The following is a 21,511-nucleotide window of genomic DNA, read 5'->3' as shown; positions in this document are numbered from 1 at the left end:
CGCGCTGATCCTCGGATAACGAACTACATGCATGCATAAAACTGCTCCCCAGGAGTCGGAACTGAATTTCTCAGTCCAACTTCCGGGGAGCAGTTCAACGCTTGTTCGGGACCGTTCCTTCAGGCGCCGCTGGCAGCGATTGCTAGGGCTTAGTCGCGGGTCAGGCGGCGGTGCGTGACCCGGTGCGGCTTGGCCGCGTCCGGGCCAAGCCGCTCGACCTTGTTCTGCTCGTAGGAGTCGAAGTTGCCCTCGAACCAGTACCAGTTCGCGGGCTCTTCCTCGGTGCCCTCGTAGGCCAGGATGTGCGTGGCCACCCGGTCCAGGAACCAGCGGTCGTGCGAGACCACCACGGCGCAGCCGGGGAATTCCAGCAGCGCGTTTTCCAGGCTGGAGAGCGTTTCGACGTCCAGGTCGTTGGTCGGCTCATCGAGCAGCAGCAAGTTGCCGCCCTGTTTCAGGGTCAGCGCCAGGTTCAGCCGGTTGCGCTCACCGCCGGAAAGCACGCCGGCCTTCTTCTGCTGGTCCGGGCCCTTGAAGCCGAACGCGGAGACGTAGGCGCGGGACGGCATTTCGACCTGGCCGACCTGGATGTGGTCGAGCCCGTCGGAGACGACCTCCCACAGGGTCTTGTTCGGGTCGATGCCGCCGCGGGACTGGTCCACGTACGAGATCTTGACGGAATCGCCGATCTTCAGCTCCCCGCCGTCCAGCGGTTCGAGTCCGACGATCGTCTTGAACAGGGTCGTCTTGCCGACGCCGTTGGGGCCGATCACGCCGACGATGCCGTTGCGCGGCAGCGAGAAGGACAGGTCCCTGATCAGCTCGCGGTCGCCGAAGCCCTTGAACAGGTCCTTGGCCTCGATGACCAGCTGGCCGAGTCGCGGACCCGGCGGGATCTGGATCTCTTCGAAGTCCAGCTTCCGGGTGCGCTCGGCCTCGGCAGCCATTTCCTCGTAGCGGGCCAGACGGGCCTTGGACTTGGTCTGGCGGCCCTTGGCGTTCGACCGGACCCAGTCCAGTTCCTCGGTCAGGCGCTTGGCCTGCTTGGCGTCCTTCTTGCCCTGGATTTCGAGCCGGGCGCGTTTCTTCTCCAGGTAGGTGGAGTAGTTGCCCTCGTACGGGTAGAGGTGGCCGCGGTCCACTTCGGCGATCCATTCGGCCACATGGTCGAGGAAGTACCGGTCGTGGGTCACGGCGAGGACGGCGCCCGGGTAGGACTTCAGGTGCTGCTCCAGCCACAGCACGCTTTCCGCGTCGAGGTGGTTGGTGGGCTCGTCGAGCAGCAGCAGGTCGGGCTTCTGCAGCAGCAGCTTGCACAGTGCCACGCGCCGCCGTTCGCCACCGGAGAGCACGGTCACGTCGGCATCGCCCGGCGGGCAGCGCAGCGCGTCCATGGCCTGCTCCAGCTGGGAGTCGATGTCCCAGGCATCCGCGGCGTCAATGGCCTCCTGCAGCTTGCCCATTTCCTCGAGCAGCGCGTCGTAGTCAGCATCCGGGCTGGCCATCTCTTCGGAAATCTCGTTGAAGCGCTGGATCTTGCCGTAGATTTCGCCGACGCCTTCCTGGACGTTGCCCAGGACGGTCTTCTCCTCGTTCAGCGGCGGCTCCTGCAGCAGGATGCCGACGGTGTAGCCGGGGCTGAGCCTGGCTTCGCCGTTGGAAGGGGTGTCCAGGCCGGCCATGATTTTGAGGATCGTGGACTTGCCCGCACCGTTGGGGCCGACGACACCGATCTTGGCGCCGGGGAAGAACGACATGCTTACGTCGTCCAGAATGACTTTGTCGCCAACGGCCTTGCGGGCCTTGGACATCGTATAAATGAATTCCGCCATGCCCTCAAGGCTAGTCGCTGCGCGCCACGATCACATATTCTGCCGCACCGCTTCCCCTGTCCCGGCGGCTCGGACACCCCGAGCAACAGATCAACTCGCCCGGGGCAGTTGCGTCTCCTCCTGCCGGTCCTCGTCGGCGTGGCCGCCGCTGCCGCCCAGGCCTGGCTCGAGGCCGAACTCTCCGTCTGTTGATTCCCCGCCGCCGGCACTGGCCAGGGCCATCGCGCGGTAGTCGGCACCGCCCTGCCCGGTCTCAGCGGCTTCGCGCGAGGCCGCTGCCGGCACAGCGATCTTGGTGAACGAGGCAGAGCCGCGGCGTAGGTCGTGGCCCACTGTGTCGGCGTCGATCTCGGGAGCGGTGCCGCGCCGCCCGTCCTCGGTTGACCACTGCCGCAGCTTGAGCTTGCCGCTGACCACCACCGGATCGCCCTTCGCCAGGCTGCGCCACAGGTTCTCCGCCAGGCCCCGGAACGCCTGGACGGTGTACCAGTTTGTCTGCCCTTTGACCCACTCGCCGGTCTCCCGGTTCAGCCAGTCCCCCGAGCAAGCCAGCCGGAACTCCGCCACGGCATCTCCGCCGTGCGTGCGCCGCTGCTGCACCTCGGTACCAACCGTCCCGCGCACCGTAATGTAGTCGCTCATGCTCTTCTCCCGTCCGCTGTAGCGCCGGCGCCCTGCCGACACCATCGAGCCTCGCGGCTCCAGCGCCTGCGGTGAAGCGGGCCACGCGGCATGTGGGACGCGGCGCCGGGCGTTGTCCTTGTGGAGGGCGGGTGTGGGCAGCGTCTCACTCAAACAACGGCCGTGCCGGGAACCGTCCGCGGGCAGGTATCGTTACCTATCCGTAATAATCTCCGACCGGATTAGGTATCAAATGGCTGACGACTCCGCTGCCGACGACAAGCCCAAGCCCTCTCTCGGACTGAGTGGCGCCCAAACTATCGCCTCGGCGCTGGCCGCGGTAACCTCCGCATTGGTGGGGTCCTTTCTCGGCGTCGCCGGAACACTGATCGGCGCCGCAGTTGGCTCCGTCGTCGCGACCGTTGGCGCCGCGCTCTATGCCCGGACGCTGAGCTCGGCCGCCACTGTGGCCATGAAAAAAATCCCCAAGGCTCGAATCGGTGCCCTGCGGGAGGTCGAAAATGTGGCCGCCAGCGCCCCGTCCGAAGCGATCGAACCGCAGCCTAAACCCGCCCGTAAGCCCATCGCCCCGATGACGTGGGTCAAGGTTGGACTGGCCAGCGCCGCGGCTTTCGCCATCGCGATGGTCAGCATCACCGCGGTGGAGCTCGGCACCAGCCAGCCGATTTCCAGCCTGGTCTCCTCGACTACGGGTATCGACCCTGCCTCAAGCGCCCACAAGACGACCCTTGGCACCCTGGGCGGAGACCAGGAGGCCACGGATCAAACGGACAAGCCGGCCAAGCAGGAAGAGGAGCCCGCGAAGACTGGAGATGGCGACGCCGACGACGCCGTGACCACGGACGATCCCTCGGTCGGCGGCAACAGCTCAACCGAGACTGAAGAGCCGGGAAGCGGCGGATCTAACGGCACCGAACAGGGCCCAACTCCTGCCCCGGAAACAAGCCAGACTGCCGAGCCTGCCCCGCAACCGAGTCAGGCACCGGAGCCGAGCCAGACACCGGCACCGGAAGACATCCCGGAACAGGGCTTGGATGGGCAGCGCGGCACGGTCGATGGTGGCGCCGACGCCGGAACCGGCAAGTAGCAAGTTCCTTCCGCGGCTGGGCGCCCGCCGGACGCCCAGCCGCGGAAGTCTGTGCGTGCCCAGGGCGCAGCCTGGGCGACGGCGACGGGGCGGAACGGGGGTTAGAACAGTACGTCCTTCTTCCCAGTGGCACTGCGTGGAAGCCCTGGGCGTCGACGGACAGCACGACCGCGGCCGCCATCGCGCCCGGCCTTGAACAAATTGCTAGACTAAGCACCGGCCGCAGTGGCGTCCACGAGAGTGGGCACACACTGGACACATTTGGAGACTCCGGAATTGGAGTGGACAAGTGAGTGAACAGTAGCCGGCCGTCTGCCTCGGTAGCTCAGCGGATAGAGCAGGAGCCTTCTAATCTCTTGGTCGCAGGTTCGATTCCTGTCCGGGGCGCAACAAGATATGCCGACTCGGCCCGCGCAACGGAGATGGGGACAACAGCACCGCGATGCACGGTTCCCGGGGGGCTTTCGGTCTGGCCTCTGCCTACTTCCGCAACGATGTTTAGGAGCACTACGTCCGGTTCCACGCCAGTGAAATCCCCGCGGCCATCGAGGAGCTCGGCCCGGACCGGCTGCGACCTGCCGCTGGGACTGGACGAGCACGGCCGCATCGCAAGGATCCTGGACCACCAGCCCGGCTTCGCACTCCCACCGCCCAGCGCTGCTTCGGCCGCGGAGCTCAATGCTTTCTGTCTGCAAACCCGGGCAGGAAGCAGCGGCGCAAGGGATAAGTCGGCCCGGGGCCACAAACCTTGGCGTTGATGGGCAAGCTGTACAAATTCGCCTTCGAACGCCTGCTAGCCGGTGAGCAGGCACCGGTTATCACCTCGAAATTCCGGGAAAACCTGCCCAACCAGCCGGCCGAAAGCCCCAAGACTAACCCCCCGCCCGCCGCCGAGTCCCGGCACCCCGGCTCCCGCCCGCCTTGCGGCGCGCCGCATGAGAGGCAGCAGCGCACAGTAACAGCGGGCTAACAGTTGTCGACTTTCATGGAAACGCAGCCTATCGCTCATCGTTTTGCTCATGCGGCTGATAACGTTTAACCTACCTTGAGCCGACGCTTCGCCTTTGCTGACCGGAGGTTGCGGCTCTCTTGACCCGGCCCGTTCGTGCCCTATTGTCCGGAGCATTCCATGCCCAGCTTCCGCAGCCCCGCAGCCTCTCCCAAACGAAACCAGCGAGCCACTGCCCGCGTCGCCAGCGCAACCGCCGTCGTGATGGCGCTGGGCCTCCTGATGGCCCCCGGCGCATCCGCACAGGCCCTGCAGCAGCCAGCACCGGACTCGCAGGCGCCGGCACCCGATGGCGCCCCGCTGCAGGCCCCCGCCGCCACCGGGCTGGGAACGGCACAGCCTTCGCCCTCCGATCCGGCGTCCGGCGACACGTCCGGCAATGAATTCCGGACGGAGGAAGAAACCCGACCTACGCCGGACCTCGAACAACCGGCCGAGGGCCCATCGCCTTCCTCCCCCGCCGTCGCCCCGGACGAACCGACGGCCCAGCCCTCCCCCGAAACCGGCGACACGACCCCGACGGAAAACGAACCGGAATCGGTCGAGGTGCCGGTCGAGGAGCTCAGCCAGGAACAACTCCTTGAGCTCCTGAAGACCCTGCAGGGCGAACACGGCGCCGACATGGGCCAAGGTCTCCAGCAGCGCCGGGAACGGGAGCGGGAACTGGAACAGCCGGAAGTGCTGGCAGAACTCGACGCTCAGCTGGAAGTCCTCGACATCGAACGCACCAGCGTTGCGGCACCCGCGGCGCTCCCCTCGTTCAGCCGCACCAGATGGAAGCCCAGCGGGGTCCAGGGCATGGACGTCAGCAGTCACCAGCCCAACGTCAACTGGAAAACCGAGTGGAACTACGGGGCGCGGTTCGCCTACGTAAAGTCAACCGAGGCCTTGAGGTACAAAAACCCGTTGTTCCCGTCGCAGTACACCGGTTCCTACAACGTCGGCATGATTCGCGGCGCATACCACTTCGCCATCCCCAACGTCTCGTCGGGCAAGGCGCAGGCGGACTACATGGTGAACAACGGCGGCGGCTGGTCCGCCGATGGAAAGACCCTGCCGCCCCTGCTGGACATCGAATACAACCCCTACCCGGAACTGGGCAACACCTGCTACGGCATGTCCCCGACGGCGATGGTCAACTGGATCAAGGACTTCTCGAACACCATCAAGGCCCGCACCGGCCGCCTCCCCGCCATCTACACCACCGCGGACTGGTGGAACAAGTGCACCGGCAACAGCACGGCCTTCAAGAACCACCCGCTACACGTCGCGCACTACACAACCGGCACCCCCTGGCTGCCGGCCGGCTGGACTTCCTACGACATTTGGCAGTACAGCTCGACGGGCCCCTACTCGGGCGACTCGAATGTGTGGCGGGGTTCCTACACCGAACTGCAAAACTTCGCCCGCAACCGGACCATCACGTGGGATCGCACCCAGCGCTACGCCGCACCGGGCGACTTGAACCGGGACGGCAACGGCGACCTGCTTTCCCGACGGACGGACGGCTCACTCTGGTTTTACCCCGGCAACGGTTCGGGCGGCTACAAGTCGCCGTCCCGAATCGGCGACGGCTGGCAAATCTACAACCTCCTAATCGGGACCGGGGACTATAACGGAGACAAGTTGAACGACCTGCTAGCCCGGCAGACCGACGGGTCGCTGTGGCTGTACAAGGGCAAGGGTAACGGCGACTTCCAGGCACGCGTGCGCATCGGCAGCAGCGGCTGGAACGGCTTCACCCACATCATCGGCCCCGGCGACCTCAACCGCGACGGCACCAACGACCTCCTGGCCCGGCGGTCCGACGGCACGGTCTGGCTCTACGCGGCCCCCGGCAACGGTAAACCCGGAAACCGCAGCCAGATCGCCAGCGGCTGGGGCAGCTATACGAAACTCGTCGCCACTCGTGACTTTACCGGCGACGGCCGAGTGGACGTTCTGGCGTCCAAGGCAGACGGAACGCTGTGGTTGCAGGCAGGAACTGGCAAGACCGGCGCCCGCACCTTCGCCGCTGCCCGGAAGATCGGTTGGGGCTGGAGGTCCTTCGCAGACATCCTCGGAGTGTGGGATAACGACCGGGACAAGAAAAACGATCTTCTAACCATCAGCCCCGATGGCTCGCTGGGCTTCTACAAAGGCACCCAGATGGTCGACTCCAAGGGCTACAACGCCAGGACGCTGGTCAGCAGCACCTGGAAGGTGTTCGACACCGTAGTCACTCCGGGCGACTTCACCGGCGACGGCCGCAGTGATTTGATCGGCCGTAAGGCGGACGGCACCCTGTGGCTGGTGCGCGGTACCGGCAAGGGAACCTTTGGCACGCCCGAACGGATCGGGCATGGCTGGCACATCTACAGCTCCATAGTCGGCGTCGGCGACTATAACCGGGACGGCAAGAACGATCTCGTGGCCCGGCAGACCAACGGAACCCTCTGGTTCTACGCCGGTACTGGCACCGTCAGCAGATCCAGCGAAGGCTATAAGCGCCGGGTGAAGATCGGCACCCGCGGGTGGAACCAGTTCGAGGCACTGGTAGGCACGGGCGACGTCAACCGCGACGGCAAGAACGACCTGCTCGGCGTCCGCCCTGACGGCTCGGCTTGGCTGTACGCCGGCCCGGGCAACGGCCAGCACGGCTCGCGCACACGTATCGCCACGGGCTGGAACTACTCGCAGATTGTCGGCGTCGGCGACTATGACGGCAATGGCACTGTCGACGTGGTGGCCACCAAAGCCGACGGCACCCTTTGGCTACGACAGGGACGCACGGCCAAGAACGCCTCGGCAGCCTGGTTCAACGCCGAGCGGCAGATTGCCAGCGGTGGATGGCAACAGTACAACCAAATCCTCGGACCCGGCGACACCACCTCCGACAAGAAGGTGGATCTCCTGGCCACGACCGGCGCGGGCGCCATGTGGCTGTACCGGGGCAACGGCATGACGAACGACGGTTTGGCCAAACGGCGCAACGTGGGGAAGCTCTAAGCTGTTCAAGTAGGTCCACCCCCCCCGTTACCCCGACGTCAGGATTCACTGTTGCCCATCGCGTCCCGCCTTCAGCCTCTCGCCGCCCGGATCCTCACCGAGGCCAACAGCGTGCTGACGGAACGCCGCGTGCGAACCCGGCTGGTCGGCGCCAACAGGGACGCCGGCAACCGGTACGACTGCGTCCTGTACTTCGCTGACGACCCGGACAGCGCCTATCAGGTCAGGCAATGGCTGGCTCCCATGGCGAAGCTGGCAGAGCGCCACCGGGTCGCGGTTCTGGTGCACCGGCCAGCCACGGCGGCGGAACTGCTCCCTGATTCCCCCCTGCCGGTGTTCCTCACCAAGGGCATCGCGGAGGTGGAGGCTTTCATCGAACGCGCCGGCGTCCGGATGGTGTTCTACGTCAATAACAACCGGGATAACTTCACGGTTCTCCGCCTGCCGGCCCAAGTGCATGTGCACCTGAGCCACGGGGAGAGCGACAAAGTGTCCATGGTCTCCAACCAGCTGAAGGCCTATGACTTCGCCTTCATCGCGGGCCCTGCCTCCCGGGAACGCATCCTCACCGCCCTTCAACGGTTTGATGAGTCCCACCTGGTGGAAGTGGGACGGCCGCAACTGGACTTCGCCGCTCCTGCCCCGCAAACCAAGAACGACGGCGGACGTCTCACCGTTCTGTACGCCCCCACCTGGGAAGGGGACCGCCCGGCCATGGCGTACGGCTCGCTGGCCAGTCATGGACGGGAGATTGTCGGCTCCCTTCTGGCTGATGCCCGCTACCGGCTGGTCTTCCGGCCGCACCCGCGGACCGGCAGCAGGCTCGCCTCCCACCGTGCCGCTCTGCACGAGATCAAAAAGATGATCGTCTCCGCGGAAAAGGAGGAGCCAGCGGGCCACCGGGTGGACACGGCTGCCGACTTTTCAGCCGCCATGGCGGAAGCGGACCTGTGCATCTGCGATATCTCTGCCATGGCCTTGGATTGGCTTCCCAGCCGGAAGCCCCTGCTCATGACGAGGCCGTCGGACCCGGGCGCCCACATCGACGCAGAGGGCGTAACCGCCAAGACCAGGCTCATTGACCAGTCCGAGGCGGCACGAACGCCGGCGCTGCTGGCCGAGGCCGCAGCAGCCGGAATCAGTCCCGACCAGCTGCAGCTGATCGCCCACCACTTCGGCGATACCACGCCGGGCGCGAGCACGGCGCGGTTCGTCAGCGCCGTGGGTACGATTCTCTCGGAACAGTCGGCGCCCTAAGACAGCAAGCGGTCCACCACGCGTCCGGCGGCGTTGCCGTCGTCGCGCGGGGCGTACTTGGCCACAAAATTCTTGAGCCTTAGCTCGCGCGCAGGGTCGCTCGATCGGCTCTCGTCTATCGCGTCGAACAGTTCGTCTTCGGTTTGCGTCACAGGCCCGGGCAGTTCGGTGTTGTAGTCCAGGTAGAAACCGCGCAGCGTGTCGCGGTAGTTTTCCAGGTCGTAGGCATAGAAGATGATGGGCCGCTGCAGGATGGCGTAGTCGAAGAAAACGGACGAATAATCAGTGATCAGTGCGTCGCTGGCCAGGTAGAGTTCCTGAATATCCGGGAACTTCGAGACGTCGTACACGCAGTCGCGGACATCTTCGGGTATGGTCACGGCGTTGTTCACCAGCACATGCATGCGCAAGAGCAACACCGTGTCTTGCCCGAAGCGTTCCTTGAAGGCATGCAACTGGAACGGCAGATCAAAGCGAAAGTGTCCCATGTCTGTCGGCTGATCGTCCCGGAACGTTGGAGCGTAGAGGACGACCCGCTTGCCGTCGGGAACTCCAAGTTTGCGGCGGAAAGCGCTAGACCGTCGCTCGACGTCTGGGCCCAGGAGAACGTCATTGCGCGGGTACCCCAGTTCTACAATCGTCCCAGTGAAGCGGAACGCGCTCCTGAAGACTTTGGTTGCATATGGACTCGGTGAAAGTAGAGTCGTCCATTGCCGAACAGCTGCGTCCACATGAGCAAGGTAGTCCGAGTCCCTGCCATGGACTGTGCCCACATCATGGGCCATTTTCTTCAGAGGTGTTCCGTGCCAGGTTTGAATGAAGACCGCATCTTTGCGGCGCCGGACGTAGTAGGGAAAATTCTGGTTGTTAACCCAATACTTCGCCTTTGCCAGGTACCAGTAGTAACCAGGAGACAGCCGTTTCACCACTTTGGTGTGAGAGTCGGGCTGCGGCAGCTTGCCTTGGTAGACCCACACCTTGCTGCGGGTGTCCCCGCGCCGCACCAGTTCTTCGTATATGTAGCGCGGGCTGTCCGAGTACTGTTTGCCAAGCCCTGACTCGAACACCATCAAGTCTTTGTCCATCGGGGTTTTTGAAACCATCGCAAACATCCGGCGCATCGTCGGGAAATAAAAGCGGCTGCGGCGGAACCTGTTGAACAACCGCTCGGCGAATTCCGGGTCGATGGCCTTCTTCCACCGTGGGTCGACGGGACGCGCTTCTGCCACTGCCTCAAAAATGCGCCTGCAGTTGTCGGTGTCCTTGAACGCCAGGAATGCCCGCGACTTGGCAGTGTCCTCGGGCAGCGGCGTGCAGCCGCGGGCGAGCGTAGCCTCTAGTTGGTCCAGCAATGCGGATCGGGCAAACGCAATCTGCCCCGGCAGTTCCTCGTCCAGGTCCAAATGGGATCCCCGCGGTCCCAAGAAACGCTCGCGGTCAAACTGGAAATAGTGGACCGGCTTCTCAAGGAAACTGAAGTCAAAGCCCACGCTCGAGTAGTCGGTAAGCAGGACCGCGCTTTCCTTCAGCAAGTACTGGACGTCGACCTCGCCTTGGGAAACGACGCGCGCCGGTGCCATGGCAAAGTGGTGTCGGAACTGCTGCATATTCGGATGCAGGCAGAAGACCACCTCTGCCCGCTGCCTATCGACAAGATCGCGCAGCCGGGGATCGTTCAGCAGCGCATCCCACTCTCGAAAGTACTCGGACTCTTCGAAGTCGTCCGGGCGATGGAGCCAGTCCCGCCAGGTAGGAAAGATCAGGATCTGGTTTCGCTGCACTGCTACATCGCCGGCGAACAAGGCGTCGAAGCGGGACAAACCGGTGACCACGACGTCCTTGGCCGGATATCCGAAGTCGCTGACGATGTACTCTTTCTCCCGCTCGGAGCTGACGAGAAACAGGTCGGTGTCGAATCCGGGTGCGTTTTTCCCGTAGTTGGGCACCATCCATTTGGTTCCCATCACCCCGTGCTGGAGAAATACCTTGACCCCGCCCACTGCTCTGCGAAAGTGCGGTAGCCACGTTGGATAGAGGAAGTCGGGATGGTGGGAGCCAATAAACCGTTCTGCCCGCAGTGCGACGTCGAAGTGTTCCTTGGATCGGTACTCCACTACGTGGTCCAGCCCCTCCAGATTGCGACGATCCGGTGACGACGGTTCGATGACGTAATAAGTGTCTATTTCGGGGTGCTCCCGGCGCATGTAGCGGAAGAAGTGCAGCCCGGTGTCTTGGGCCTTGTACGGCCGTTCGCCCACTAGCCAGACTGGCTTTTGCTGTGCTCCTCGGCCCGGCAACTGCCTCTTGTGGGACTGCCGCAGCATGAATTCGAAGGCGTCAGTGTCCAATAATTCGATGTGGAAGGAAGTGTTCTTAGCCTTGAAGGTGTAGTAGGGCGTAACCGCCAGCGTCTTGTCCCCACGCGTTTGCCAACCGGGACGGGTGAGCTTCCGGGTGACATATCTGGTGCGCCCGATGCGCGCCCGCTGCGGCTCTGTTCCGCCTGGGGTATATATAGCAAGCCACGCATCCAGGATTTCGTCGCGGGCCAGGTCCTGGCTCGAGATGGTGCCCAGATCCAAGCGGGCGCGCACCCGATACCTGCGCAGTCCGAACTTCCGGCGAGTTGCCCCAGCGTCCAGCGAGGTATTGGCGCGCGCGGAGTAGTGAGCCGCGCTCTCTCGTCCGAACAGCATCAGGTCGACTGCTTCAGCCTCACCGTGTCGGGTGACAAGAGTTGCCCGCAGGTCCAACGCGCCCCCGTTGACGCTGAGCCGGTGCACGTAGACGGCGTTGTAGGGTTTGAGCTGCCGGTTCACCGCCAACGAGACCAGGCCACTCCGGTTGACGTACGGTTCAACCGTGAACGCCTGAGTGGTGATGCTGCGCAGGGAACCAACTTCGGTGTCAGCAAAGCGCCCGAACGAAGCCCACGCCGTCATCGTCGCGTCACGGGCCAGCGCACCATCGGCCACCGCCGCCCGTAACTCTGCGAGGCGCATTCCTTCAGACGCTTCTCGAATGGAGGCTGGTCCGCCCTCATGAATGTTGGTGCTGAACCCGGGCAGATCTTTGGCGGAAGCCTCGAACTGAACAAACAGTCCCAGGGTTTCCCCCTCCTCGCGGGGATCAGTTGGAGAGGGCACCGCAGTCGCCAAATCGAACTGTGCGCTGTATCTCCGAAATTCGCTTCCGGGCTGGTCTACTGCCTCCGACAAGTCGGCCACTTTCGTCCACACGTTGCCGGAATTCCTACACCACAAGGACGTGGGCTCGATCCGGGCGGAGACCGTGAACCGCACCTGCAGAATACTGGCTCGCTGCTGAAGTTCTAGCGCTCGGAAATCTGCCCGCGCCGACGCACCGCCTCTGCCTGTAAACCGACCGACGGCAGAGACGGCCTCTCGAATGATGCCGGCTCGTGATTCCATGCGGGTTCGCTCTCGAAAGTACTAGCGACGGGAAAATATGCGTTCAGGAAACTGCGGGTCAGCGAGTCCACCTTTCGCGTATCTTTGCCGGTGCTTGCAACCTCGTTAAGGCAGAACACGTCCGCGTCTCTGCGACGCAACAACCGCAGGAGCTTCGCCTGCGCAGACGGATCGTTGATGTCACAATAGCGGTAAGACAGGTCCCCGGGAACAGCTGCACCGATGGCGAAACCATAGTAGTGAGCTAGGGACGACGTCACGGAAAGATCAGACGGATCCCTGAATCTACTCCGCTGCGTCCTCAAGAGTTCCTCCGGATGCTCCTGTTCGAGTCTGGAAAGGGTACTGACTCGTTGCGGATGGGCTGCATGTTGAAACTTGCGCTCCACGGTCCTGCCGAAGGCCGCCTCCAGCAACGCACGGTTGTTCTTCGCCGCGCTGTCCACGGGCAGCTCGTCCACCGAACGCGGCGCGTAATCCACGGTCTGTTCGGACAGGAAGAATTTGGCCAGCCCATTGCCGTGGAAGAACAGTTCCGGGGTCACCGGCCGCCCAAAAAATACGTCGTCGTTCAGGTACAGAAAGTGTTCGCTCAGTCCGTCAATGTGGTGCAGCTGGGACTCGATAGCGTGCGAGTTGAAGGTTGGTAAGGCGCTCGTTTCAGAAAAGATTTCCCGGTGATCCACCACCGTGATACGGCTGTTGGACGTGTCCAGCCACGGGGGCGTCTGACCCGCGGTCACCAAGTACACGTGATTGATCCAAGGCGCGAAGTAATCCAGCGACCTGAGCGAGTAGCGCAGTTCGTCCCGCGACGCGTAACGCGCTTCGTTTGCCGCTGTCTCATTCCTGCTCGTAGGAGCCGTCTGGGCTAGCATCTGTGCTTTGCTGCGCTGCCACTGGGGGTCATCGCCGTCCACCCATGTGTACACCGCGTCGATCGGGAAGTCGACAGAAGTCAACAACCCCTTCTCTGGCAGGCCCGCTTCGCGCGGCAAGATCTTGATGCCCAACTGATGGTCGCCCAGTTGTCGATCTTCGTGCCCCACTGCTTCAAACACTATTGAAGACGCTGGTGGGCACTTTCCTGTAACCGGCTTGTTTTCGCCATTGGCACGGATGTAAAACGGACGGGTACCGGCAGCAGAAGCGATGGCACCCAGGGCAGATGACCATTGGGCATCCGGGATGTCCACGACTGCTGGGACCCCCGCCTCGGAGCGCAGTACGCGGTAATCAATTTTGGCCCGCATCAAGGCATCAAGCACGACGGCGGCCGTGTCGTGCCGCAGGCTCTTCGCCGAAAAGCGGTCCACGTTTCGGATGCCCTCTAGTGAGGAAGAGGCCGAAGCGGGACGTGATCCCGGCAATCGACGATGAGTTGCCAACTGGAGGATGCCTTGGGGGCCAGCGCCGCTGCCGAAGGCGCGGAATACAGCTTCAACCAGGCTCTGTGGAATGGCCGCCGCGGCGCGGCCCTTGAGTCCGAGGCGCATGGGCTCCTTTCCCGCAGCAGTGTCCGCTGCTATACCACGGCCGCTGGTAGCGCCGCTCTCTGGCGCCAACGACTGCTTTAGCTTAGCAATGCGCGCCAAGTGGACCTGGATATCCATTGCGCTCGGGCGTCCGGTCGGCGAAAATGACAGCCCGATGTAATGCACATCTTGGTGCTCTTGGAACTTCAGGGAGTTGACCATCGCGCTGGCAGCAGAGCCCGATGTCAGCACTCCGCCTATCAAACCGGCGGCCGTGCGTCTGGACATCCAGGGGTTGCGGGCCCTAGCCGTAGCCCTTGTGGTTGTCTACCACTTATGGTCGGAAGGTTTAACCGGGGGGTTTGTCGGAGTCGATGTCTTCTTCGTCATTTCTGGCTTCCTCATTACCTCTCATTTGGTCAAACGGCCGCCGACGGGGTGGCACGGCCTGACGGCTTTTTGGGGCCGCAGGATTCGCCGCCTATTGCCTGCCGCTTTCGTTGTCTTGGCTGCAACGGCTGTTGCATCAAGGCTGGTAGCACCGCCTAGTCAGTGGGGTGCGATCGCTAAGGAGATCATCTCCTCGTCACTTTATGTGCAGAACTGGGTACTGGCCGGCAGTTCCGTCGACTATCTGGCGGCCGAGAACGCCCCCACTCCTATCCAGCATTTCTGGTCCTTGTCAGTCGAGGAGCAGTTCTACCTTTTCTGGCCAGTCCTCGTGTTCGCGGTCTTCTGGTTCGCGAAAAAGCGCTCGCTAGCCCCGCTGCGCCTGCTCTTGGGAGCCGTGACCGCCGTCGTGGGTCTGTCACTTTCCTTCTCCATCGCGGCTACGGCTACTGAACCGGGAAGTGCATATTTCGTCACGCCCACCCGGATGTGGGAGCTGGGCTTCGGCGGCCTGGTGGCATTGGCGGCGCCGGCTTTGGCACGGCACCTGCCCAGCGTTGCGCGGGCAGCGGTAGCGTGGTTCGGGCTTGCAGCGATTGTCTGTTCCGGTGTGCTTTACTCGGAGTCGACCCCTTTCCCTGGGTATACCGCGCTCCTGCCCGTCGCGGGGACAGGACTGGTTATCCTGGCAGCTGCCGAAGGACGGCTTTCCCCCACCGGATTTCTCCGAAACCGTCCGGTTCAGTGGCTTGGGGAAGTTTCGTACTCGATATATCTGTGGCACTGGCCATTGATCGTTCTCGTGCCCTACGTCACCGGTCACCAACTGAGCTGGTTGGACGACTTGCTGATCGTGGCTGCGACACTGGTGCTGTCGGGGCTAAGCAAGACGTTTATTGAGGACCGTTTCCGATTCCCCTCCGCCCATAAGAGCCTTGCGCCAACTTACCGATTCGCCGCTGCGGGTATCGTGTTGCTTACGGCCGTGGGCGCTGCGCAATTAGTTGAAGTCACCCAACGCACCTTCCAGGCGGAGCAACATCTCGCCGCGGTGATGAGCGATGACCATCCTTGTCTCGGTGCTTCCGCCATAGCCAACGGCTTTGACAAATGCGTCCCGGCACCCCAAGCGCCGGTCGTGCCCGAACCATCGCTGGCCAAAGAGGACAAGTCCGATGCGTATGCCGACGGGTGCTGGTCGAACCAACCCTTTACCAGCCGTCCCGTCTGCACGTATGGCGACGGGCCCACCAAGGTCGCGCTCGTCGGAAACTCGCACGCGGGTCAATGGCTTCCCGCGCTGCAGGTGCTGGCTGAACAGAATAACTGGACGATCTCCACGTATCTGGTCTCTAGGTGCAACCCCACAACGGTGCTACTGCAGTTCGATACCGAGGAAAAGACGGCGAACTGCGCCGCGTACGGCGATTGGGTGCTGGATGAAACAGCCGGGGATGCGTTCGACCTGATCGTCACTTCGGAACGTCAGTCCGTCCCGGTGCAAGGCGAATCGTGGGACAGTACCGAAAAACCCGCCGTCGATGGCTACCGGAACTACCTGTCCCGCTGGGCGGACAGCGGCGCCGACGTCGTCGTGATCAAGGACCCGCCCTTCCCCGGTAATACGATCGATTCAATCCCGGACTGCCTCGCCGAGAACACGGGCAATCCCCAGAAGTGTTCCGGATCGCCAGACGAGTGGTACTGGATGGACCCGGTGACCACGGCGGCGCTCGAACTTGACCATCCGAGGATCCAAACCCTTGACATGGACAAATACTTTTGTGCAGACGGGGAATGCCCCGCCGTCGTAGGATCCGTGGTGACCTACTTCGATTCCTCACACATCACGGCCACCTATGCCCAAACGCTCGCCCCGTATCTGGAACGCCCGATTCTGGAGGCACTGCGCGACTGACCGAGCAGACGACTAACTCTTCATAGTCACACACAGAATCGTAAACCGCCCGGGCACCCCTCTATGTCGTGTCCGAATGGTCGGGAGTAATATGTATGCGTGCATTACGAGTCGCCGGGCGCGGATCTGAGTTACTAGAACAAATCTTGAACTGTTACTTGTTCAGAGGACGTCGGTGTCGCCGCTGGCCCTGAGGTGTTCGACGGCGGACTTCACCTTCTGCGCGTGTTCCTTGGTGGTCACCAGCAGCGCGTCCGGGGTGTCGACCACGACGACGTCGTCGATGCCGATCAGCGCGATCACGCGTTTGGTGTCGGAGACCACGACGCCGGTGGCCGACTCCGCGAAGACCCTCGCCCCTTCGCCGAGGACCGTCAGCCCGGACGTTTCGCTGGCGGTATTCAACCGCCCGATCGCGGCGAAGTCGCCCACGTCGTCCCAGGAGAAGGAACCGGGGATCATCGCCACGTCCCCGGCGGCCGCCGCGGGTTCGGCCACCGCGTAGTCGATCGCCGTCTTGGGCAGGTCCGGCCAGATCCTGCGCATCACCGCGCCGCGGGCCGGAGTGTCCCAGGCCTCGGCGATCTCGGTCAGGCCGGCAAAGAGTTCGGGCTCGTTGGTTTCCAAATGCTTCAGCAGCAGGTCAACCGGCGCCACGAACATGCCGGCGTTCCAGGAATATTCCCCCGTCGCCAAATAACCGCGGGCCACCTGCTCGTCGGGTTTCTCCACGAACTCGGCCACCGCCTGCGCGGAGGGCGCCCCGGGGACCTGCAGCGCCCCGGCGGAGCGGATGTACCCGAATCCGGTGGCCGGATGCGTCGGCGTGATCCCGATCGTGACGATGTAGCCCTCGGCCGCGGTGTGCACCGCCTCGCGAACCGCCTGCTGGAAGTCCTCCACCGGGGTGATCACCTGGTCCGCGGCGAAGGAGCCCATGATGATCCGCGGGTCCCGCCGGTACAGGATCGCCGCGGCGAGACCGATCGCCGCCGCAGAGTCCTTCGGCTCCGGCTCCAGCACCAGGTTCGCATCCTGAAGCTCGGGCAGCTGCGCGCACACCGCATGCCGGTGCACCTTGCCGGTAACCACCAGGGTCCGCCCCTGGCACAGCGGCTCGAGACGGGAATAGGTGGCGCGGATCAGCGTGGACCCGGAACCGGTCAGGTCGTGCAGGAACTTCGGCGCCGCCGCGCGGGACAGCGGCCACAACCGCGTCCCGGTCCCGCCGGCCGGAATAACTGCATGAAAACGGTCCATGACCTTGGAGTGGTCGATGCCGATCGCCGTCACGATCAGCTCCTAACCAGGGCCAGGACGTGCCCGCGGAGGGTGTCGAGCAGGCCGGGGCTGGTCGCCTCGGCGTTCAGCCGCAGGAAGGGTTCGGTGTTGGAGGGGCGGAGGTTGAACCACCAGGTGCCGTCGTCGGCGATCACGGTGGTGCCGTCGAGCCGGTCCACGCTCACGCCGGTGCCCGCGTAGGCGGCCGGGCAGCCGGCGGCGGTGGTGTCGGTTCCGGCCGCGGCGGGGTCGGACGCGAGGGCGGGGGCGAAGTCGGCCAGCACTCGGGCGATCGCGGCGTCCTTGTCTTCGACCTGGGAGTTCAGTTCGCCGGTGGCGTGGTAGGGGTCGTATTCGGCGGCCAGCTTGGACAACGGCGCGTCCTGCTCGCCGAGGGCGGCGAGCACGTGCATGGCGGCGAGCATGCCGGTGTCGGCGTTGTAGAAGTCGCGGAAGTAGTAGTGCGCGGAGTGTTCGCCGCCGAACACGGCCTTCTCCTCGGCCATGTGCGCCTTGATGAACGAGTGTCCCACCCGGGTGCGGACCGGGCGTCCGCCGGCGGCGGTGATGGTTTCGGGCACGGCGCGGGAGGTGATCAGGTTGTGGATCACCGCCGGGCTTTCTTCGCCGGCGGCGCGGGCGCGGGCGATTTCGCGCCGGGCGACCAGCGCGGTGATCGCCGAGGGGGAGACCACCGCCCCGGTGTCATCGATCACGAAGCACCGGTCGGCGTCGCCGTCGAAGGCCAGGCCGAGGTCCGCCCCGTGCTCGATAACGGCGGCCTGCAGGTCCACCAGGTTTTCCGGTTCCAAGGGGTTGGCCGGGTGGTTGGGGAACGTCCCGTCCAGCTCGAAATACAGCGGCACGACCTTAAGCGGCAGCGCCGGCAGCAGGGTGTCGCCGAGCACGGCGGGGGTGGTCATCCCGGCCATGCCGTTGCCGGCGTCCACCACTACCTTCAGCGGCCGGATGCCGGCCAGGTCCACCAGGGAGCGCAGGTAGGAGGCGTAACCGGCCAGCACGTTGGTTTCGCTGATGGTCCCGGGCTCGGTGCCGTCGGGGATCCCGGTCTCGAGGTACTTCTGCGCCAGGTCGCGGATGTCGAACATGCCGGTGTCGGAGGAGACCGGCACCGCCCCGGGCTTGGCCATCTTCAGGCCGTTGTACTGCGCGGGGTTGTGGCTGGCGGTGAACACCACCCCTGCGGCGTCCAGGGACCCGCAGGCGTAGTAGAGCTCATCGGTGGAGATCAGCCCCAGCATCTGGATGTTGGCCCCGCGGCCGGCCGCGCCGTGGGCGAACGCGGCGGCGAACTCCGGCGAGGACGGGCGCATGTCGCCGCCCACCAGCACCGTCTGCCCGGCCAGGGACAACACGTCCACGAACGCGGCGCCGGTCGCCTCGACGGTCGCCGCCGTAATGGTTTCGCCCACGATCCCGCGGACGTCGTACGCCTTGAATGCAGAGTAAATGTTGGACCTCCAGCCCGATAATGCTTCTTTGCGCCGATTTGCATCAGCGTATAGATTCGTTCTCTCCGGACAAGCTCATGACGTCGGATGCTTCAAAGGGTTGAGTTGCTTCCTCGAAGCTGAGCTTACGAGACGTATCGATCATCGCCTCATAAACCCGTCGAGAGTTACCACCATCCCTGACCGGAAAAGTCTTTCTGATGCGCTCTAAGTACTCTGGTAGCGGCCCCCCGTTTTGAGCGATAACACTCACTTCGCGTGCGGCATCACTGACTGATGTGACGACCGGACCAAATCCGTCCACCTCGTAGGAGAAGTAGCCGGGTCGCTCCGTATGTCCACCACCGAAGTATTCGTCAGCATCGAACTGATAGTAGACCACGGCACCGTCCAAATATGCGATATTGAAAGCAATCGACGAATAGTCGGTGATCATTATCGCTGTTCGTGCCATAATCTCTTGCACGTCTGACTCGCCATATTTTACCGTTTCTACATACTCTGGGACGTCAAACACCTCCATGTAGGGCTGACTGTTTGGATGCGGCATGAAAGCAATTCGATATCCGAACTCCGCTGCGGTCCGCCGAAGCTGCTCCGACCGCAGCAGGTCCCGATAGCTCGACACATATTTACTCTCGACGAAAGCCGGATTATATCCCCGCGCAGCCGAACTGTCTTTGTTTGCCGCTACCAGATAATTACGCCATGTCGGCGCGATTAGGATGACGTCCGGAGTGCCTGCCGCTGCGCGTTTACGCAGCAAAGCATCGTGACGCGGCAGTCCCGTAAGACGGACTTCTTTGGAGCTGAACTTATACGGCGAGTGGTCACCTGCTATAGATTCGTACTCAGCACTAGTGGAGGTAATAAAGAGATCAGGAGACTTGCCATTTAGCCAACGGGATAAATCACCTTTGATAACACCATGCTGTAAAAACGTAAAGCGCCACTGCGGATGACCGTACTTGCGTGTGCTGATAGGTTGTACAACATACTTATCTATATGAGAAGAAGCGTAATGCACCGCCGACAACATGAGTAAACGCCACTGAAAGGAACCGTACGCTGCCAGCTTGACTCCCGCTCTCCTCAGACGATCCCAGTCAGCTGCATCCCGCCGCAAAACGTACCATGCGTTTATTTCGGGATGATTTGCAGCCAACCAGTGATACAACTCTTCAGCGCTATCGTTCGCTTCATTGTCGCGATCCATTAGCACCCAAGCGTCGCCGTACTTTGATTTGATTCTTTGCGAACGCAGAACCCAAGCAGTCCATATGTCCTTAACGTTTTTTACCCGGGTTGCTCGGCGAAACGCCCAGGCATGACCTTTTGCCCATCGCAGAAAAAAGCGAAGCTGAGAAGACTGCCTATTCCTATATCGAACGGGAACGGTGTCAGTCAGGGCAGACCTCATTGCTTCCAACTTGCTTGGAAGGAGCGAGAAATCGGGCCGATTTGTCTCATTGAAGATCATGTGCACCGGCTTCCCGTCGAGCATCAGCCTCACGGTGCCCGACGAAGAAACCCATAGTGTGCGCTCATATAAAACCGTACGACGGAAGAAGGACAATGCTTGGACTTTGGCGTGCCGCGGCTGAACTCTCATTCCGCGGATGATAATTTCTTCCTTGGGAAGTACAGAGGCATAGCGGTAGGTGAGCTTAACCAGACCCTGAGCTATGTCCAAAGGACGAACCAAAGCGCAGGGCGTAAGAAATCCTCTGTCCTTATAGCCGGCGATGAGCGCCTGACGCATCCAGGCATCAATAGGCATCGCATCGAAGGCCATAATGGACGCAGAGTCGATGTATGACAGAATATCCTTAAGGAGGTCATGGAATTCATCGAACACCGCGTCCGGTAGGCCTGCGCTTGTCGAATAGATAGAACGGTCGCTCTTGAATAGCCAAAAAACATCATAGAGAATGACATTCTGCAGCCATTGAGGAACGCTTCCTTGAATCCGCATGGCCTTCTGTAGTATGTCAAGCAGTCCATAACGCGGCACATCAGTGTACTTCCTGGCATCCCCGTGCGATGTCTGAAGTGTTGATGTTCCATCAGCTCGTCGCCTGTATATGTACTTCGCAGAAGAAACGATGCCGATCACAACGTTGCTGGAATGTAACAAATAATGTGAGACGAAGTGCGCGTCCTCAAATGTAGGACGGATGAGAGTGCCAAATTCGATGCCGTGTTCGACGAGAATAGTACGACGAAAGAATGCAGTAGTCGCCTGCATCTGTATGGAGTTTGGGAAGCCTTGGAGATCTACCAAACGGTTGCCGCCCCGAAACCGCCCCCTCAAGGGGTGGCCGTCACGGAGCTTTCCGGTATTTTCTTCAAAGTATATTGGATTTGTTGCGTAGAGCGACGCGGACAAGCCCGTATTTTCGACCATAAACCGGAAGGATTCGGCGAAGTACCTTGGATCCAACATATCATCAGGGTCGACAAAACAAACCCATTCGTTTTTTGCGACCTTCAACCCAGCGTTTCTCGCGGAAGCCTGCCCGCCGTTTTCCTGGTGGATAACCGAAACATTATCGAAGCGAGATGACCACTCTTCCGCCACCGTCCCTGTTTCATCGCTTGACCCATCGTTCACGAGTACGACGTCTAATTCCTCAAATGGAAAATCTTGCGCCTCAAGGGATTGGAAAAAATCGGGAAGAAAGCGTGCCACGTTGTACATGGCCACAACCAGAGAAAATCCTCCATGT

11 protein-coding genes and 1 tRNA gene are annotated in these 21,511 nt (G+C 62.4%); 5 read left to right on the top strand and 7 right to left on the bottom strand.

Annotation, left to right across the window (positions count from 1 at the left end; translation table 11 throughout):
• Positions 1-149 precede the first annotated feature (149 nt).
• Together ettA and AC5RTY_RS10600 are read right to left on the bottom strand one after the other, a co-directional pair.
• A complete protein-coding gene (gene ettA / locus AC5RTY_RS10605) occupies positions 150-1,832 on the bottom strand; it encodes an energy-dependent translational throttle protein EttA (RefSeq protein ID WP_494014772.1) in 1,683 nt (560 codons plus the stop codon).
• Positions 1,833-1,922: 90 nt separating this feature from the next.
• Positions 1,923-2,474, bottom strand: coding sequence for a single-stranded DNA-binding protein (locus AC5RTY_RS10600; protein ID WP_494014773.1), 552 nt, complete (start codon positions 2,472-2,474; stop codon positions 1,923-1,925).
• A 232-nt stretch (positions 2,475-2,706) separates the two neighbouring features.
• Here AC5RTY_RS10600 and AC5RTY_RS10595 point away from each other — a divergent pair, with 232 nt between their 5' ends.
• The 4 genes from AC5RTY_RS10595 (at position 2,707) to AC5RTY_RS10580 (ending at position 8,815) form a co-directional block, all read left to right on the top strand.
• The gene (locus AC5RTY_RS10595) at positions 2,707-3,561 is read left to right on the top strand and encodes a hypothetical protein (RefSeq protein WP_494014774.1); all 855 of its coding nucleotides are present in this window, start codon (positions 2,707-2,709) and stop codon (positions 3,559-3,561) included.
• A 314-nt stretch (positions 3,562-3,875) separates the two neighbouring features.
• A tRNA-Arg gene (locus tag AC5RTY_RS10590) sits at positions 3,876-3,948 on the top strand.
• 742 nt (positions 3,949-4,690) lie between these two features.
• On the top strand, positions 4,691-7,558 hold the full coding sequence (locus tag AC5RTY_RS10585) for a GH25 family lysozyme (RefSeq protein ID WP_494014775.1): 2,868 nt from the start codon (positions 4,691-4,693) through the stop codon (positions 7,556-7,558).
• 51 nt (positions 7,559-7,609) lie between these two features.
• Complete coding sequence (locus AC5RTY_RS10580; RefSeq protein WP_494014776.1) at positions 7,610-8,815, top strand: CDP-glycerol glycerophosphotransferase family protein; 1,206 nt, start codon at positions 7,610-7,612, stop codon at positions 8,813-8,815.
• Here the strand turns inward: AC5RTY_RS10580 and AC5RTY_RS10575 are convergent.
• Positions 8,812-12,054, bottom strand: coding sequence for a CDP-glycerol glycerophosphotransferase family protein (locus tag AC5RTY_RS10575; RefSeq protein WP_494014777.1), 3,243 nt, complete (start codon positions 12,052-12,054; stop codon positions 8,812-8,814). The two genes, AC5RTY_RS10580 and AC5RTY_RS10575, sit on opposite strands and share 4 nt — an antisense overlap.
• 92 nt (positions 12,055-12,146) lie before the next feature.
• Positions 12,147-13,742 carry a stealth conserved region 3 domain-containing protein gene (locus AC5RTY_RS10570; protein ID WP_494014778.1) on the bottom strand — a complete coding sequence of 532 codons (1,596 nt, stop codon included), beginning with the start codon at positions 13,740-13,742 and terminating at the stop codon, positions 12,147-12,149.
• 193 nt (positions 13,743-13,935) lie between these two features.
• On the opposite strand from AC5RTY_RS10570, the gene AC5RTY_RS10565 reads away from it, so the two are divergent.
• Positions 13,936-16,029 carry an acyltransferase family protein gene (locus tag AC5RTY_RS10565; protein WP_494014779.1) on the top strand — a complete coding sequence of 698 codons (2,094 nt, stop codon included), beginning with the start codon at positions 13,936-13,938 and terminating at the stop codon, positions 16,027-16,029.
• 162 nt (positions 16,030-16,191) lie between these two features.
• On the opposite strand, the gene AC5RTY_RS10560 is transcribed toward AC5RTY_RS10565, so the two are convergent.
• The 3 genes from AC5RTY_RS10560 to AC5RTY_RS10550 all read right to left on the bottom strand — a co-directional run bounded on the left by AC5RTY_RS10560 (position 16,192) and on the right by AC5RTY_RS10550 (position 21,489).
• Positions 16,192-17,289, bottom strand: a complete 1,098-nt coding sequence (locus AC5RTY_RS10560) for a mannose-1-phosphate guanylyltransferase (RefSeq protein WP_494014780.1) — start codon at positions 17,287-17,289, stop codon at positions 16,192-16,194.
• Positions 17,290-17,324: 35 nt separating this feature from the next.
• A complete protein-coding gene (locus AC5RTY_RS10555; protein ID WP_494139486.1) occupies positions 17,325-18,743 on the bottom strand; it encodes a phosphohexomutase domain-containing protein in 1,419 nt (472 codons plus the stop codon).
• An 82-nt stretch (positions 18,744-18,825) separates the two neighbouring features.
• Complete coding sequence (locus AC5RTY_RS10550; protein ID WP_494139485.1) at positions 18,826-21,489, bottom strand: CDP-glycerol glycerophosphotransferase family protein; 2,664 nt, start codon at positions 21,487-21,489, stop codon at positions 18,826-18,828.
• Between the last annotated feature and the right edge of the window lie 22 nt (positions 21,490-21,511).

The sequence above is a fragment of the Arthrobacter sp. Y3224055 genome (assembly GCF_059090825.1).
The sequence above is the reverse complement of the archived record's forward strand: the minus strand, read 5'-3'. Positions and strand labels throughout refer to the sequence as shown.